The organism is Pontibacter sp. MBLB2868 (assembly GCF_051904785.1).
In the GTDB taxonomy this organism is placed as follows: domain Bacteria; phylum Bacteroidota; class Bacteroidia; order Cytophagales; family Hymenobacteraceae; genus Pontibacter.
Window position 1 is genome coordinate 2,284,918 of record NZ_CP196710.1, and the last position, 15,064, is coordinate 2,299,981.

The window sequence follows — 15,064 nt, forward strand, 5'->3', positions numbered from 1 at the left end:
TGCTTCCCTTGCGTTACTATGATGATGGCGATAAACATTCTAGGTTGTAGTTTCAACTTTGTATGAGCAGTAATCTATTCTCACAAGTTGCTGTGGAAGAGGGTAAAGACGCGATAAAATATTAAGCAACTATAAAGTACTACCGATCCCCTGCCCCGATCTTACATTCTCTTATGGTGTTGCAGGTTTAGCAACAACTATTTCAGATGTTCCTTAGGAAGATCTGAAATAGTTATTTCTTACCTCATCCCTGAACAGCCCATATTTTATACAGTTAATGATAAACTGCTCCGCATCCTTCCACACGATATTTCTGTTCGCAGGCAGCTTGCCTAGGTAAATTTTTCCATTCTTAAGCAGGGTATGATCTCTCTTCTTAATATAATCTATAACAACAGAGTTTCTTAGCCTGCCTTTTTTACCTGCGGTTATTGTACCATCATGCCACAGCTCAATAGAATCAGCCGTTCGAACAACATACTTATCAAGGTCCATCTGGAGTGAATTATGGCTCTTCTCGAAATCATCAACTGCCACGATCAAGGTGGTATGACCGTTTGAGTTCGGGAACTTTGGGTTTTCATCCCCGAAAACTTTACCCATGATTCCTAAGCTGATGATTTGATTCTGTCCCTGATGATCTCTTATCAAAAAATACCTGTAATCTCCGGTCCACCCCCCACCGGCGGCGTTGCCAAATGTTGTGTACCGGTAGCCATCCTCCAAAATCTCAAACCAAGGTGTGGAAATAGGTAACTCCATAGCATCATTCAGGTCATATAACAGGCCGGCCAAATTCAGTAGATAGCCATGGTTTATGACTGGAGAACCCTTGCCAAGCCATCCAAAAAAAGCTGCTTGTTCTTTGTTCTTTTCACTCAGAACATTTTCGAATTTTGGTCTCTTATAGTCATAAACGGAAGGCTCATCATTCAAAGGTAGTAGCACACTGCTATGCATCTGCTCATAAGTAGGAAAGCCTTTAACAAGGTTGAACTTCTCTTCACTAAGATTAAATTGAAAAGCCGCTGTCTCAACGCCATTAGTGAGAAATATCCATTGTACCTTTAGAACACTATCATAACCAAGGGCCTGACTCAGTACCCTTTCTGTTATTGGGACGCCAGGAGCCTTACATTCTACAAGAAATAATGGGATGTTATATTTGTTCTCCTCACAGTAGTGATAACCAAGAATATCAGTTCTCCCTATAGCCCCTTTAACATAATAGGAAAGTGGTACTTCTGTATCAAGCTTGTCTTTCGGAAACCTGATATAGTTTATCAGAAAATACAAAAACTTTACCCTGACTTCTTCCTCGGGCGTTGCGATTAGAAGCTTATTCCGAATAGGATCCAAAAATGCTCTACAGTTATTCCTTGTATACTCTTTCAAGGTGTAGTCAGCTAACTTGAATGTCATTTAGATATACTTTTAATTGTAGATGAGATAAGTTAAGGCTACTGATTGACGTACGACTCCTTGTGCAGCCGGAGCCAAGACGAACACCTATTATCTTATATTTTTCAGCAACAAATTATTGTTATACCAATATATAATAATAAAGATTCAATAATATTTAGCTGTTTTACTTTATCAGGCTCTTTTGTGATTACGCCCAAAGAATCATTTGTAAATCTTATTGAAGCTGTCCCCATGGAAGTAAAAAGTTTCCAACAAAAGGGAGTTGATTGTTTAAAAATGGTTAGGAAATAATATAGTAATACCATCAATCGGTCTACAGAGTACAAATAAAAAGCGGCTCAAACTGTAGTTTAAGCCGCTTTTTATTCCCAAAATAACAGTAAAAATTATCCTTGTTACTTTTTCCTGCTTTATGCTGATATGCTTTAAATCTTGTTAATTTATCTACTCTAACAAGTATAATTACAAGCAGTGATAGCAGGTTAAAAGCTACCAAATGCTAACTTTTCCGCTATCCTTCGTGTACCTGGCTGGGAATAGATTATAGGTGAGGGTAACCTCGCTGGTGTTGAGCCTGATGGATCCGGCCTCTCCAGTCGGTACCTCGTAGGCGTAGCCGACCTTGAGCTGATTCAGCCGCACACCGGCGCTGGCCGAGAAGGCAAGGTCGTGGCGGTAGCCCGCCCCCAGCCAGAGCCTGTTCTGGTAAACACCCTTCAGCTGCCCCTCCACAAGCGACTCCAGCCTGGCATCGTATTGGTACACCGCATGCGCCACCAGCCCAAGCTCATCGGTCACCGCGCGGCGGTAGCCGCCCTGCACTACGTGCTTGCGAGTGTACATGTCTTGAAGAAATTCATCCCCACCGGAGAGAATCTCCCCCTTCACTACGTCCTGCATGGCATAGCCCACGTAGAAGTCCTCCCCTGTAAAGGTAAGGCCCAGGTTCAGGTCCAGCTTGCTGTTGCGACTGCGCTGCCCCATCGCGTCCCTGTACTGCGGGTCGTTCTCCTGGTCCACCGTCAGCCTGCTGCCGTCCAGGCTCTGGGAGCTGTAAGTGGCGGCCGTGCCCCAGCGCAGGCTGAGTCCCTCCGACAGGCGCACCCTGGAGGAGTAAGAGAGGAACACTTGGCTCTCGGTGAAGGGGCCGAACCTATCGTGCAGCACAGAGAGGCCCAACGCGTGCCTTGCCCCCAGCCCCTGCTCACGCTGAAGGCCGTTGCTTCTCAAATCGTCCAGGTCCAGCTCCGCGGAGGCGAAGACTGTCCTTGGTGCGCCCTCGATGCTTCCCCACTGGTTGCGGTAGAAGGTCTTTGCCACCGAGCCCTCATAGCCCGTCAGCGCGGGATTGTAGTACTGCTGGAACAGCGGGAAATGGGCGATGTACTTTCTCGTCTGGGCCTGCGCCCCCCAAGCGGCCAAAACCAATGCTACTGCTACTATGTATCTTTTCATCTCGATTACTTCTTAAGAATTGTCACAACACCTTTCCTTACCATGCCTGTGTCTTTCACCTGCACGATGAAGACATAAGCCCCCTGGCGCACCTGCCCGTTCATGTCCTTGCCATCCCAGCCCTGCTCAGGGTTGGTCGTGTGGAACACGCGAACCCCGGAGCGGTCAAACACCTCCACTTCCACTTCGTTGTAGAAGCGAAGCTCCGGGATAAACCAGGTGTCGTTGATGCCGTCGCCATCCGGTGAGAAGGCATTGACGATCTTCAGCTGGGCCTCTGGCTTAGAGTAGTTCTCCTTGGAGAGGGTAAAGCTCTTCTCGATCGTGTTCTGGTAAGGGTCCGTGCTTCTAACCCTGAAGGTGAACTGCGTCTGGCCGGAGAGGCCGTTGTTCGACTTCAGGTGCACCTTGTCCCCCACTACCTCAAACAGGCTGTTGTGGGTGTCCCCGCTGCCGCTCACCAGCGTGTAGACGAACTGGTTGTCATCTGGGTCCGTGGTCGTCAGGGTACCGATTACTTCCTCAGCCTTTGCCTCCGGCTTGAAGGTGGTCGCGCTGAAGTGAAGGGCCGTCGGCACTTTGTTCGGCTGCACCTCCACTGTTACCTTGGCAGTTCTACCATTAAGGTTCGTTGTGCCTGAGGCAAGTATCAACTGGCCAGTTAGCTCATAAGAACCAGCAACGAAGCCATCGTAAGTACCTTGTGCCCAAGTGACGCTCAACAGCTGCTTCTCATTGTTGGTGTAGGTCACCTCCACGGTTGCAGGAAGCGGCACATTGGCGTAAGCCGTTCTGATCGGAACTTTGATGGTGGCCAGCTGCGCAACAGAGGCAACATCAGGCCTAACAGTTACCTGTTGCGTGGCCGTGGCTTTGTTGCCCGATGCGTCTGTCACTGTCCAGGTCACCGTGGTGGTGCCTGCTGGGAACTCAGCCGGCGCATCGTTTGCTACGTCAGCCACTCCGCAGTTGTCGGCAGTTACCGGCGTGCCCAGAGCTACGCCTGAAGCAGTACCCTTGCCGGCGTCTACGTTCGCCACTACTGCCGCTGGGGCCGTGATGGCAGGGGCGAGCTTATCGACTACCGTGATTGTCGCTGTGGCAGTTGATTGGTTGCCGCTTGCATCCTCAACTGTCAAGGTAACTGTGTTTGCGCCTATGTTGCTGCATTCGAAGCTCATCTTGTCAAGCGACAAAGAAGCGATACCGCAGTTATCCGTGGAGCCGTTGTTTACCTGTGCGGCAATGATCGAGGCGTTGCCTGTAGCATCCAGCTCAACCGTCAGGTCTTTAGCAAGGGCCACTGGTACCGCGCTGTCCTCTACTGTCACGGTTGCAGTAGTTGTAGACTTGTTGCCGCTTGCATCCTCTACTGTCAATGTAATGGTGTTGGCTCCCACATCCGAGCAACCGAAGGAGGATTTGTCCAGGGTCATGGATGCTATGCCGCAGTTGTCTGACGAGCCGTTATTCACGTCGTCGGCAGTGATAACTGCAGAGCCATTGGCATCAAGCTGAATCATGACATTCTTTGCTGCTGCGACAGGCATCGTTTTGTCCTCAACTGTCACCGTGGCTGTGGCCGTTGAGCTGTTACCGCTTGCGTCCGTCACCGTGAGCGTCACTAGGTTAGCGCCTACGTTGCTGCAATCAAAGCTTGTCTTGTCAAGCATGAGTGTGGCAACGCTGCAGTTATCGGCTGAGCCGTTGTTTACCTGCTCCGGCGTAATGGAGGCCGTGCCGCTTGCAGCGTCAAGGCTTACGGTGATGTCCTGAGCCAAAGCAACCGGTACAGTTTCGTCTTTGATTGTGACGATGGCCGTAGCGGAAGCTGCATTGCCATTGATGTCTGTCACGGTAAGTTTCACCTCATTGTCACCAACGTTAGAGCAGTCAAACGAAGTCTTATCAAGCGATACAGTTGCAATGCCGCAATTGTCAGCAGAACCGTTGTTCACGTCGCTTGTCGATATGCTAACCGTTCCGTTCGCACCGAGATTAACGGTGATGTATTTAGCTATAGCCGTTGGTGCAGTCTTATCCTCTACCGTTACAATGGCTGTGGCCGTAGATACATTTCCATTGTTATCAGTCACTGTAAGGGTTACTGGGTTCGCTCCCACATTGCTGCAGGTAAAGCTGGTCTTGTCCAGGGCGATGGACCTGATACCGCAGGCGTCAGAGCTTCCGTTGTTTATGTCCGCTGCAGTGATTGTTGCGTTGCCCATTGCATCCAAAGCAATTGTTATGTTTTTGGCAGCCGCAACTGGTGCTGTGTTGTCTATCACAGTCACTGTTGCTGTCGCACTTGCCGAATTGCCGTTGTTGTCGGTCACGGTCAGGGTAACGGTGTTGTCTCCGATATTGGAGCAGTCTAAACTTACCTTGTCCAAGGCCATTTGCTTCAGGCCGCACGCATCCGAGCTGCCATTGTTTACCTGATCCGGCGTGATCGTTACTGTACCAGCCGCACTTAAGCTCACGGTGATATTCTGCACAACTGCCACCGGAACAGTTGTGTCTTCTACTGTCACGGTTGCTGTCGCTGTGGATGTATTCCCATTGTTGTCGGTAACAGTCAGGGTTACTAGGTTGGTGCCCACATTAGAACAGTCGAAGTTCGTCTTGTCCAGAGCCAATGAGGCAATACCGCAGGCATCCGTAGAGCCATTGTCTATATCAGCGGCAGTAACTACAGCATTACCGCTGGCATTAAGCTGCACAGTGATGTCCCTGGCTTTCGCCACCGGAGCCGTCTTGTCTTCCACCGTTACAGTGGCTGTACTGCTCTGCCTGTTGCCGCTTGCGTCCGTCACCGTCAGCGTTACAGAGTTGGCTCCCATATTTGCGCAATTGAAAGTAGTCTTATCCAAGGTAACAGTTGCGATGCCGCAGTTGTCCGTGGAGCCATTGTTCACCATCGCCGGTGTGATCGTGGCTGCACCTGAAGCGTCCAGCGCGACTGTGATGTTCCTGGTGATCACCGTTGGCTTCTGCGCATCGGTAACGGTCACGTCAAAGCTATTGGTGGAGGTGTTACCCGCCGCGTCTCTTGCTACGAAGGTGTTGGTGGTAGTGCCCACCGGGAACAAAGAGCCTGAGGCAAGACCTGCTGTCTGCTCAAGGGCCACGGTGCCGCAGTTGTCCGTAGCCGTTGGCGAGGCATATGTAGCCACTGCCCCGCATGCATCCAAATCATTGTTCTTTGTGATCGGCGCTACACTTGCCAGTACTGGCGCAGTGACATCCTTCACCTCTACCTGCTGTGTCTGCGCAGCGGTGTTGCCGTTTCCATCGCTGTAGGTCCAGTTGATGGTGAAAACTCCTTGTGAAGCATAGGTCAGCGGATCAGTGGTGGAAGCGGTAACGTCTCCGGCAACATTGTCTGTGGCCCTAGGAGGTGTTACCGTGACAGCACACTCACCCGTTGCTTTCGGCAGGCTTGCCACTGCTGGCACCGGTGCCTCCGCGTCCTTCACTGTCACCAGTTGCGTGGCTGTGGCTGTGTTGCCTGCACCGTCCGTTACCGTCCAGGTAACGGTGGTGTTACCGAGCGGGAAAATAGACGGAGCACTGTTGGTCACCTGGGCCACCGAACAGTTGTCTGCTGTCACCGGCGTGCCAAGGGTCACATTAGAGGCGGTGGCCTTCCCGGCATCTGTGTTTACAGTAACTGCGGCAGGGGCCGTAATGGTTGGGTTCTGTGCATCTGTTACCGTTATCTTTTGCGAGCAGGTGCTCACGTTGCCGCTCTTGTCCGTCACGGTCCAGGTAACTTGCGTGACGCCCACAGGGTAAGTGCCGCTGGCGTCATCCGTGCCGTTGAAGCTGTTCACTACCGTTGCGATTCCGCAGTTATCGGACATGGTTGGCTTTGCAACTGTCACGACAGCCGTGCAGGAGCCTGCGTCTGCTGGCAGGGCCATGTCGCCTGTACATGTTACCACAGGCAGCACGGCATCCTCTGAAGCAAGGGTGGCTGCATTGGAGACTGCGTCCGGCTCGCTGCCGCCTTTCACCACCACCCGGTACTGCCTGTTGTGCAGGCCGGCGGTGCTGGAGATGGCAAGCTCTGCCGTGGTGGCCCCGCTGTACACGCCGCCGTCTGCTATGTCTAGCCAAGCGGTGGTATATTCCTGCCACTGGTAAGAAACAGCATCGTTGGCCGTAACAGAGAAAGAAGTGCTACTGCCCGGGCAGACGCTCACATCAGCTGGGTGTGCCATGATGGAAGGCGCAGGCACCGCCCGCTCTATGGTGAGCGTGTAGGTTTTGGTGGAGCCGTCCTGCGCGGTCACCTTCACTTCTACCGTATTCGCACCAATGGCAAGATTTACCGTGGAGGCGTTTCGGCTTGCGGCAACTGTGCCGTTCACTGTCACGGTGGCGGTGCCATCAGCTACCGTTGGGGTAATGGCAACAGAGGCAGTAGCATTGCTCACGGAGACGCTGTAAGCTACCGTTCCCCCATCGAAAGCAGGGAAAAGCGTGCCAGCACTGAGTGTAAGAGAAGTAAGATTGTTATTGGTTGATGCGGCGGCACGCTCCACTGTAACGCTATAGGTCTTCTGCGTCCCGTCTTCTGCCGTCACCAGCACAGTGATGGTATTAGCCCCGACTGTCAAAGGAACACTCACTGCACTTCCGCTCGTGGCGCTGCTGCCGTTCACCTGCACGGTGGCCTTGGCGTCCGCCACAGTAGGTGTGATCTTAACAGAGGCAACAGGGTAGACAACTGAAGCCGAATAAGCGGTAGTGCCGCTGACAAATACAGGCGTCAGCGTACCCAGGTCAACTGCCAACGAGGAAAGATCAGCGTTTGAAGAGGCTAGAGGAACAAATCTCATTACTGAGGCTCTATATCCTTCAGCTTCGTCCTGAAATGCTACGTAAGGTGTGTTACCTTTACCTATCGCCAAAGAAATACTACTTGCTGCCCCTGCGGTGAGCCCAGCTGATCCGACTTGTTCCCAGCTCGTACCGTTATACTTCATCACCGACACCTTTCCGGTCTTTGCTTCATCACGATAAGCGATAAAGGGAACCCCACTAGAATCAAGTTTTAAGGAAAGTTCATAAGCTACGCTATTTGCAAATCCAACAGGCCCTACTAACGCCCAATTCTTTCCATCAAATTTCTTTACTGTGATAGCATAACCACCATCCCTATATGCTACATAAGGCATACCATTAGCATCAATATCCATAATTACATTGTGCACGTAACTTAGCGAGAATCCAGCTGAGCCGACTAGTTCCCAGCTCGTACCGTTGTACCTCATCACCGACACCTTTCCATTCTTTGCCTCATCCCTATATGCTACATAAGGCATACCATTAGTATCAACTGACAATGAAGTGTAAGAGACATTAGGCGTTGAAAAACCTGCTACTCCCACAACTTTCCAACTTGTCCCGTCAAATTTCATAACAGTAGCTCCATAGCTAACAGCTCCATCACGAAAAGCTAAAAATGGAACTCCACTCGCGTCTATAGCTAAAGAATTGAAAGTTGCCGAACCAGTCGAAAATCCTTCTGTACCAATTGGAGACCAATTGGTACCATCAAACTTCATTACCGTAGCCTTAAAGTTGTTGTTGTAATCACGGTAAGCTACATAAGGCAAACCGCTTGCATCCAAAGCTAGAGAGACATAATCAACTTGACCTGCTGAAAAACCTGTACTACCTACTTCTATCCAATTTGTACCATTGAATTTCATTACCGATACTTTGCCAGCTTTACTCTCATCCCTATAGGCCACATAAAACACACCATTATCATCGATGGCAGAAGAAGTAAATTTTACTCCACCTTCTGAGAAACCTCTGACTCCGGTAACAGTCCAAGCACGGGTATTATCAAAGGCTGGCACATTCACTGTTAATGTAGCCGCAGTAGTATATGAAACTGTACCATTGCTAACTAACACACGGTATTTGTACCCATTCATTGAAATAGGTGCATTAGCTATATCCAGATTGGCTGAAGTGGCTCCACTGTATCCCAGACTGTTACTCACATTGCTAAAGGTGGCTCCCCCATCTTTACTTACCTGCCACTGGTAAGTGAATGCCCCATCTCCAGTAGCCTCTACCGTAAAACTAATACTCTCCCCACCAGTGATTGTTTTGCTTAATGGCTGTGATGTGATAGTTGGTGCCCCTGCAACTTTCATTACTGTAACCCTGTTTCCTTTTGACTTATCTACATAAGCCACATAAGGAGTACCATTTGCATCTAAAGCAAGAGAGGTATAACCAGCTCCACCTTCAGACAGTTTGCCATAAATATTCCAGTAGCTGGTCCCGTATCTTAACATATAAGCATCTTGATCGAGCCACCCATCTTGATATGCGACATATATTGCACCTTTATACAAATTGATTGATGTGTATATCCCTTCTGCAGATGAGGAGCCTATTTTATCCCAGCCATTACCATTTGACTTTTTAATCAAAATTTTACCACCATCCGCCTGATCACGATATGCTACATAAGGAATACCATTTAAGACTGCTAACGAGATATGTGAAGAGGTACTCGCTGATGCATAAATTGAAAATGTACCTCCGAAGGGACCGTTTTTGTTTACAGTTTCCCAGTTAGTTCCATTAAACTTGCTTACATAGCCTCGGGTCCAATTAAATCCACTTGCATAAGCTACATAAGGAATATCATTTGTGTCTAGGGCCAAAGAAATATAGGTTGTTTGGCTCATATCACCATTCATTGTTGTGAAGCCGGGATAGCCTACAACATCCCATGTGCTACCATTGAACTTCATCACCGTAGCTCTGCTTTCATGGACGAAATCCGTATAAGCAACTAAAGGTATGCCCTTACTGTCTAAAGCAAGAGACGTATATTGTGCACCACCAGCTGATATACCTGCAGAGCCAACATATTCCCATTCGCTTCCATTATAAGACATAACACTTACACTACCGTTGTATCCAGAAGTGTAAGCTAAATAGGGCTTGCCATTTTTATCTACAGCCAGCGATATATTCCAAGCTTCTCCCAAACTAAAGCCAGCTGCACCTACTGTTACCCACGCAGTGCCATCATACTTCATGACAGTAGCTCTGTTACTATTCCCCCCATCCCTATAAGCTACATAAGGAGTACCATTCGGGTCTAGTGCTATAGAAGTATGGGTAGCACTTCCTGCAGAGAATCCTGCTGTACCAACTGGCATCCATCTACCACTTGTCTGCCCCCAGCTCTGACCCAGTGACAGGTAAAAAAGAATCAATAATAAGGAGACACATTTAGCGACCCTAAATGGTAATAACTTTTTACCAAAGAAAATTAGAGAATTAGCAGAACCAGTTATTGTGGACTTCCTACTGAAAGAACACAACGATTCCTTACAACTTCTCCTTGAAGTACTAGTGTAAATTTGTTTCATGAAGAATTAAAAAAATGGAAAGACTGATAAGTTTGATGAGTTTAACATTGAAGTTGTTTCTCTTGAAGGATGACTTTATACAGCACAATGAGACATAAAACCATCTCCAATAAAATTCCCGCAATATATTAAATTATTTCAATATTTATATGTTTATATTATGATATTATAAGACTTTCATGGCAACTAAACAGGAAGGGACAGTGATAATAATTTAGCAGCAAAAAGTGTAACTGGCACGTTAAAACTCAGCTAATTATTAACTAAACACAACTGAAGATTAGCTCATGAAATATGTTATCTGTTATAATGTTTGGTGTTGACCTAATTTTATTAAATAGAAGAGATTTACTTTCAGCACCTTAAGCGGTTTACTGAAAAAGAGATTACCATGCTTGAAAAGAAAAACACATCACTGCTACAATATCAGAGAAAGATACCATCCCCGAGAATGGGTTTTATAGACTTCTTGATACTGAAGTTGGCTATGAAGTGAAAGATGGGGAGCTGATGATGGAATGCTATTTATATAAAGTAATGCAACACGATGGCAGCAAAATAGAGTATGGTGGCAACAGAATCAAAGGGATAGTTAGTGGTAGTCCAGTTTGGGTACGGTAAACCTGATCTTGACGGTATTTACAAAAAAGGTTGGTTCAGTAAAACTAAAGTTGTTGATGGGCGAATTATATGATAGTTTATACCTATAGATGTAGGCTTTAAATGTCTCTACTTGAAAGCTGCAGCACTTGTGTTTGTGTTAAAACAAACTCCCTTGCTCCGGAGCTGGCTCCAGTACTTCAGGCGAATCATGGGCCGGAGAGTTAACAAGCGAAGACACAGGATAGAACTTCATCTCCTCGCTCGGATAAGGCTTGAGCAAAGACAACAGATGTTCATTTGCTTGTTCACCAGAGAGCCACAGCTCCTCTTCTTGCGGATGCAGCAGCACCGGCATGCGGTCATGGATCGGCCGCATGAGCTCATTTGCCTCCGTGGTGATTATGGTGAAAGAGTCCACCACCTCCCCAGTCTCCGGGTCAGTCCACTCGTCCCAAAGCCCTGCGAACGAGAACAGCGCTTCGCTTTTAAGGAGGAAACGGTAAGGCACCTTGCCATCCCCTGTCTTGCGCCACTCATAGAACCCGTCAGCTGGTACCAGACAGCGCCTGCGACTTATCAACCCACGAAAGCTAGGTTTCTCCAGCAGCGTTTCCGCCCGCGCGTTGATCGGCTTGTTTGTTTGGCTTCTGTCGTTGGCCCAATTAGGAAGCAATCCCCACGAGAACAGCTGCAGTTTCTCCGGCTCATCTGCGGTTACAACCGGTAACGACTGTGACGGGGCCGCGTTGTAGCGTGCGGGCGCTTGGTACTCTTCCAGCAGCCTCGCCACCTTACTGGCCTTGTTGTTCTTGTCCTTGACGCTGACCGCCACCGAGTATCTGCCGCACATATGTTATTTTGTTTTGTTACTTTTTGTAACACCTATTTCTGTTTCCGCTATTTAGTAGGTCGAGATCTTTAAAGCTACGCTTTCCCCGTCTTCGTGGAAGCTTACGGTGTACCAGCTGTAGCCGGGATCATCGTGCGAGTAGGAGGCGGAAAAACCCGCCGCTTTTACCTTTCCGGCCAGCACTGTTCCGCTGAAATCCGGCGCGGCATTGTCCTTCATGAACTCAGGATTCGAGGTGACTTGAGTCAGCAGCTTCTGGTACTCCGCCTTCGGAAGCCGGACCAGGCAGTGTGCGTCAAACTCATTCTCAAAGCCCATCCCCTGCACCGTTTCATCTTTCGCCAGAAAGCTGGCCGATGCCGGGAAAAGGGTGCGCGTGTGATCCTCAAACTCCGCTCTGTAGAAGGCTTCATCCAGCGTATTGGTGTTACCCTTTGTTACGCTTTGAAACGCGCCGGCCATGAAGACCACGCCTGCTCCCACTACCGTAATGCCAAAGGACACCACGCCGCCGGCTACGGCCTTCAGCCACTGCTTTTTTGAAAGCAAGTGAACAACGGACGCAAAGACCAGCACACCGGCGGCGAGCGCCAGGTAAACTGGGTATGTACTGTGATTGCCGCTCACCTCAAAGACAACCACAAACAGGACGGTCCAAAAGTAGATAAGAAGCAGCGCCCACCATTTATCCAGTAGCCTCATAGAGAAAGTTCTTCAGATTGTTTCCTCATTTGTAACCTGCAACTGCGGCCAATTCTATAAGCAGCACAGCGTAACACAAGGTTACGCCAACAGGGCGTGTAGTTAATGTCTTTAAATATAGTGAAAGTTAATTATAACCGCGGCTCTTTTGTGCCCGCCGTTACAACTTGTAACATACTCTCAGCAGCTGATTTCCCTTCCCGCCTGCACCTGGCAGAAAGCAAAAACAGGATGCCGGGGGGGAGCATCCTGTCTGTTACTGTTCTCTTACCGCTTTTTTCCTCGGGAGCGGACCGGGTGCAAGTGCAAGGTATAGCACCACACCCAATACGACCACCCCTACCAAGAGCAGGATCCAAAGCAGGCCGGATGACCTGCCTGCGTCTGTTGCGGCAGGACCCAGCTCCAGGTCAGCTGCCGTCAGTTCAAATTCGAATGTCTCCATAGGTTAACTGCGCTTGAGGATGGTTACTAATGTTTTACCCCTGTCCGCGTAGGACCAGGCGAAGCGGCCCGTGCAGTGGTAGACCTTGCCGTCTACTTTCTCGCCGGATAAAAAGAAGCCGGCATGGTAGCCCCTGTCTCGCATCAGCTGCACGGGGATGGGCTCAGCGCCATAGGCGGCGTGAAGCTCTTCCAGCACCCCCTCATTGTGCAGGACCTTTTGTAGCAGCGTGACGAAAGGCTCCTGTTCCCATACGGCTTCCCTCTCCTCCCTTGCCTGCTGCTGCAGGTCCTCGAGCTTGCTTGTCACCTCAACCAGGCGTTCCTGCAGCACATGCGTGTCTGTGCCAAACAGGGTGGTGGTGAGCAGGTAAGAAACGTACTGCGACATGCTCATTTCCAGTCCGGCTGCCCCTTTTCGCAGTTGCGCATCGGTGAAGCAATCGACGCGGCCGGCAACGGGCATGGTGCGTTCTGCTTTCTTTTTCATGATGGCTTTACGTTAGATGGATCAAAGGTGCGCCAGTTGGTTGCCTCCGGCTCAAACACCACCACGTTGCACATGCCCAGGATGCGGTCCAGGGTCCGCTCGCCGTAGGTGCCCAGGATTTCTTCACTGCGGTAGTTCGTGGTAAAGTAAGTGAGGATGTTCTGGTAAGTGTACAGCTTGTAGCGCTCCTCGATCACTTCGGTCATGAACATGATCTCCGGTCCACCATAGTGCCGTGCCGGGCGCTCTGAGAGTATGTCATCGTAGAGCACCGGCACCAGGTCCTTGCCCCGGAGTCGCACCTGGGCAAGGCTTTTGATGATGCCAGACCCGAACTGCTCAAACTCATGCAGCAAAGCCTGCACGTGCCTGACAGCAAAGGACTTGTCCACGCCGGCCCTGTTCAGGCAAATACGCAGCAGGTGAAAGAAATGGGTCTTGCCCTGTCCCGGTAATCCAGTGACCAACAGGCCCTTGCTCGGCTTCATGCCATAGCGCCTGAGCGCCACCGGGTCCTGGGTGAAGTTGGCGCATATCCGGAGCAAAGGCTCCAGGTTATGCGCATCCACGTAAAACTCCTCGGACCAGTTAAAAAGGTGCTTCTCCCGCCGTTCCCTCTCATGCTGCAGCCTGACGTTTTGGAGCAGCTGCTCAGCTGTCATGTCCAGAGGACGATTAGAACTGGGTTCCTTCGTACTTCCTGATCTCAAGGTGCTTAAAAGGTCTTTTCCTTGCGCTATAAGGGCTATTGATTGCATCTATTCTGTTTTGTTTTTGGTTAAAAATATGAGACATGGTAATCCACTTTTCGACGGCGGCGAGCAGACTCCTCATCTTGGCGCTGCCCATCACCCAGCCATTGGCCGAGTAGTTGACATAGAACTTCCTGGACTCCTCCACCAGGTCTAGCCCCGCGGTGAGTGTGTCGGGCAGCTCCTGCATGCAGGCCCTTACCTGCTCAACGGAGGGCGTAGCCCCATTTGAAAATGAAAATGAATTATTTTTAACAGACGGGTGAGCGCCCCCGCTCCATTCTGTTCCGCCATTCCTGTTGTCATTACTTATGTCATTCTTATATATAAGGAGTGACCCAGTCTCCGGGTGACGCGTTTGTCCATGGGACGGGACAGGCGTGTCTGGGGCCTGTCCTTCATTTGTCCCTACCAGGGGCAGTAAATGGATCTCCCGGCGGTCAAACATTTCGCGGTTGACCACCGTCCGTACATAGCCCAGCATCTCCAGCTTCTTGAGCCAGCGGGAGATGCTCTTGGTGCTCTTGTCGAACAGCGCGGCGAAGTGCGCGTTCTTGGCCCAGCAGTGGTTCTTGCTTCCGCACAGGGCCACCAGCTCCCCGTAGAACATCTTCTCGGCCGCGTTCAGGAGCCTGTTGAAGCGCACTTGGTGCGGGATTACCGCTTTGTTGTGGGGCTTGTGCACAGTTACCATGACCTGCCCCCTTTCCCCTTGTAGGCAGTAGCCGTGCGTGCGATCTCGTCAGCGGTGCGTTGTTCGTTGCGCAGCATGAAAGCCACCACGTCCTCTTTCAGGAAGTAATTCTTCTTGCCCTCGGGCTTGTAGAATTTGATCTTGCGCTGGCTGGTCAGGCGGTAGAGATGGTCCTCTGACACATCCAGCATGTAGGCAGTCTCCCGTGCGTTTAAGACTTGCTTGGCCTCTATG

At 50.0% G+C, this 15,064-nt stretch carries 10 protein-coding genes and 1 pseudogene; all 11 read right to left on the reverse strand.

Annotation, left to right across the window (positions count from 1 at the left end):
- Positions 1–213: 213 nt before the first annotated feature.
- A complete protein-coding gene (locus ACSX1A_RS09785) occupies positions 214–1,395 on the reverse strand; it encodes a type I restriction enzyme HsdR N-terminal domain-containing protein (protein ID WP_439883450.1) in 1,182 nt (393 codons plus the stop codon).
- A 519-nt stretch (positions 1,396–1,914) separates the two neighbouring features.
- On the reverse strand, positions 1,915–2,880 hold the full coding sequence (locus tag ACSX1A_RS09790; RefSeq protein WP_439883451.1) for a PorP/SprF family type IX secretion system membrane protein: 966 nt from the start codon (positions 2,878–2,880) through the stop codon (positions 1,915–1,917).
- Positions 2,881–2,885: 5 nt separating this feature from the next.
- Complete coding sequence (locus tag ACSX1A_RS09795; protein WP_439883452.1) at positions 2,886–10,139, reverse strand: HYR domain-containing protein; 7,254 nt, start codon at positions 10,137–10,139, stop codon at positions 2,886–2,888.
- Positions 10,140–11,055: 916 nt separating this feature from the next.
- Entirely contained in the window at positions 11,056–11,748 is a 693-nt protein-coding gene (locus ACSX1A_RS09800) for an SOS response-associated peptidase (RefSeq protein ID WP_439883453.1), read from the reverse strand.
- 51 nt (positions 11,749–11,799) lie between these two features.
- The gene (locus ACSX1A_RS09805; RefSeq protein WP_439883454.1) at positions 11,800–12,450 is read right to left on the reverse strand and encodes a hypothetical protein; all 651 of its coding nucleotides are present in this window, start codon (positions 12,448–12,450) and stop codon (positions 11,800–11,802) included.
- Between the two features lie 256 nt (positions 12,451–12,706).
- Positions 12,707–12,895: a hypothetical protein gene (locus ACSX1A_RS09810; RefSeq protein WP_439883455.1), complete on the reverse strand. Its 189-nt coding sequence runs from the start codon at positions 12,893–12,895 to the stop codon at positions 12,707–12,709.
- A gap of 3 nt (positions 12,896–12,898) precedes the next feature.
- Complete coding sequence (locus ACSX1A_RS09815; protein ID WP_439883456.1) at positions 12,899–13,384, reverse strand: hypothetical protein; 486 nt, start codon at positions 13,382–13,384, stop codon at positions 12,899–12,901.
- Positions 13,381–14,094, reverse strand: coding sequence for a hypothetical protein (locus ACSX1A_RS09820; protein ID WP_439883457.1), 714 nt, complete (start codon positions 14,092–14,094; stop codon positions 13,381–13,383). Before ACSX1A_RS09820 ends, ACSX1A_RS09815 begins: the two co-directional genes overlap by 4 nt.
- The gene (locus ACSX1A_RS09825; protein ID WP_439883579.1) at positions 14,060–14,599 is read right to left on the reverse strand and encodes a hypothetical protein; all 540 of its coding nucleotides are present in this window, start codon (positions 14,597–14,599) and stop codon (positions 14,060–14,062) included. Before ACSX1A_RS09825 ends, ACSX1A_RS09820 begins: the two co-directional genes overlap by 35 nt.
- A gap of 18 nt (positions 14,600–14,617) precedes the next feature.
- Positions 14,618–14,830: pseudogene (locus ACSX1A_RS09830) on the reverse strand (helix-turn-helix domain-containing protein); the annotation flags it as partial.
- Positions 14,824–15,063 carry a helix-turn-helix domain-containing protein gene (locus ACSX1A_RS09835; protein WP_439883546.1) on the reverse strand — a complete coding sequence of 80 codons (240 nt, stop codon included), beginning with the start codon at positions 15,061–15,063 and terminating at the stop codon, positions 14,824–14,826. The pseudogene ACSX1A_RS09830 and the gene ACSX1A_RS09835, both read right to left, overlap by 7 nt.
- Between the last annotated feature and the right edge of the window lies 1 nt (position 15,064).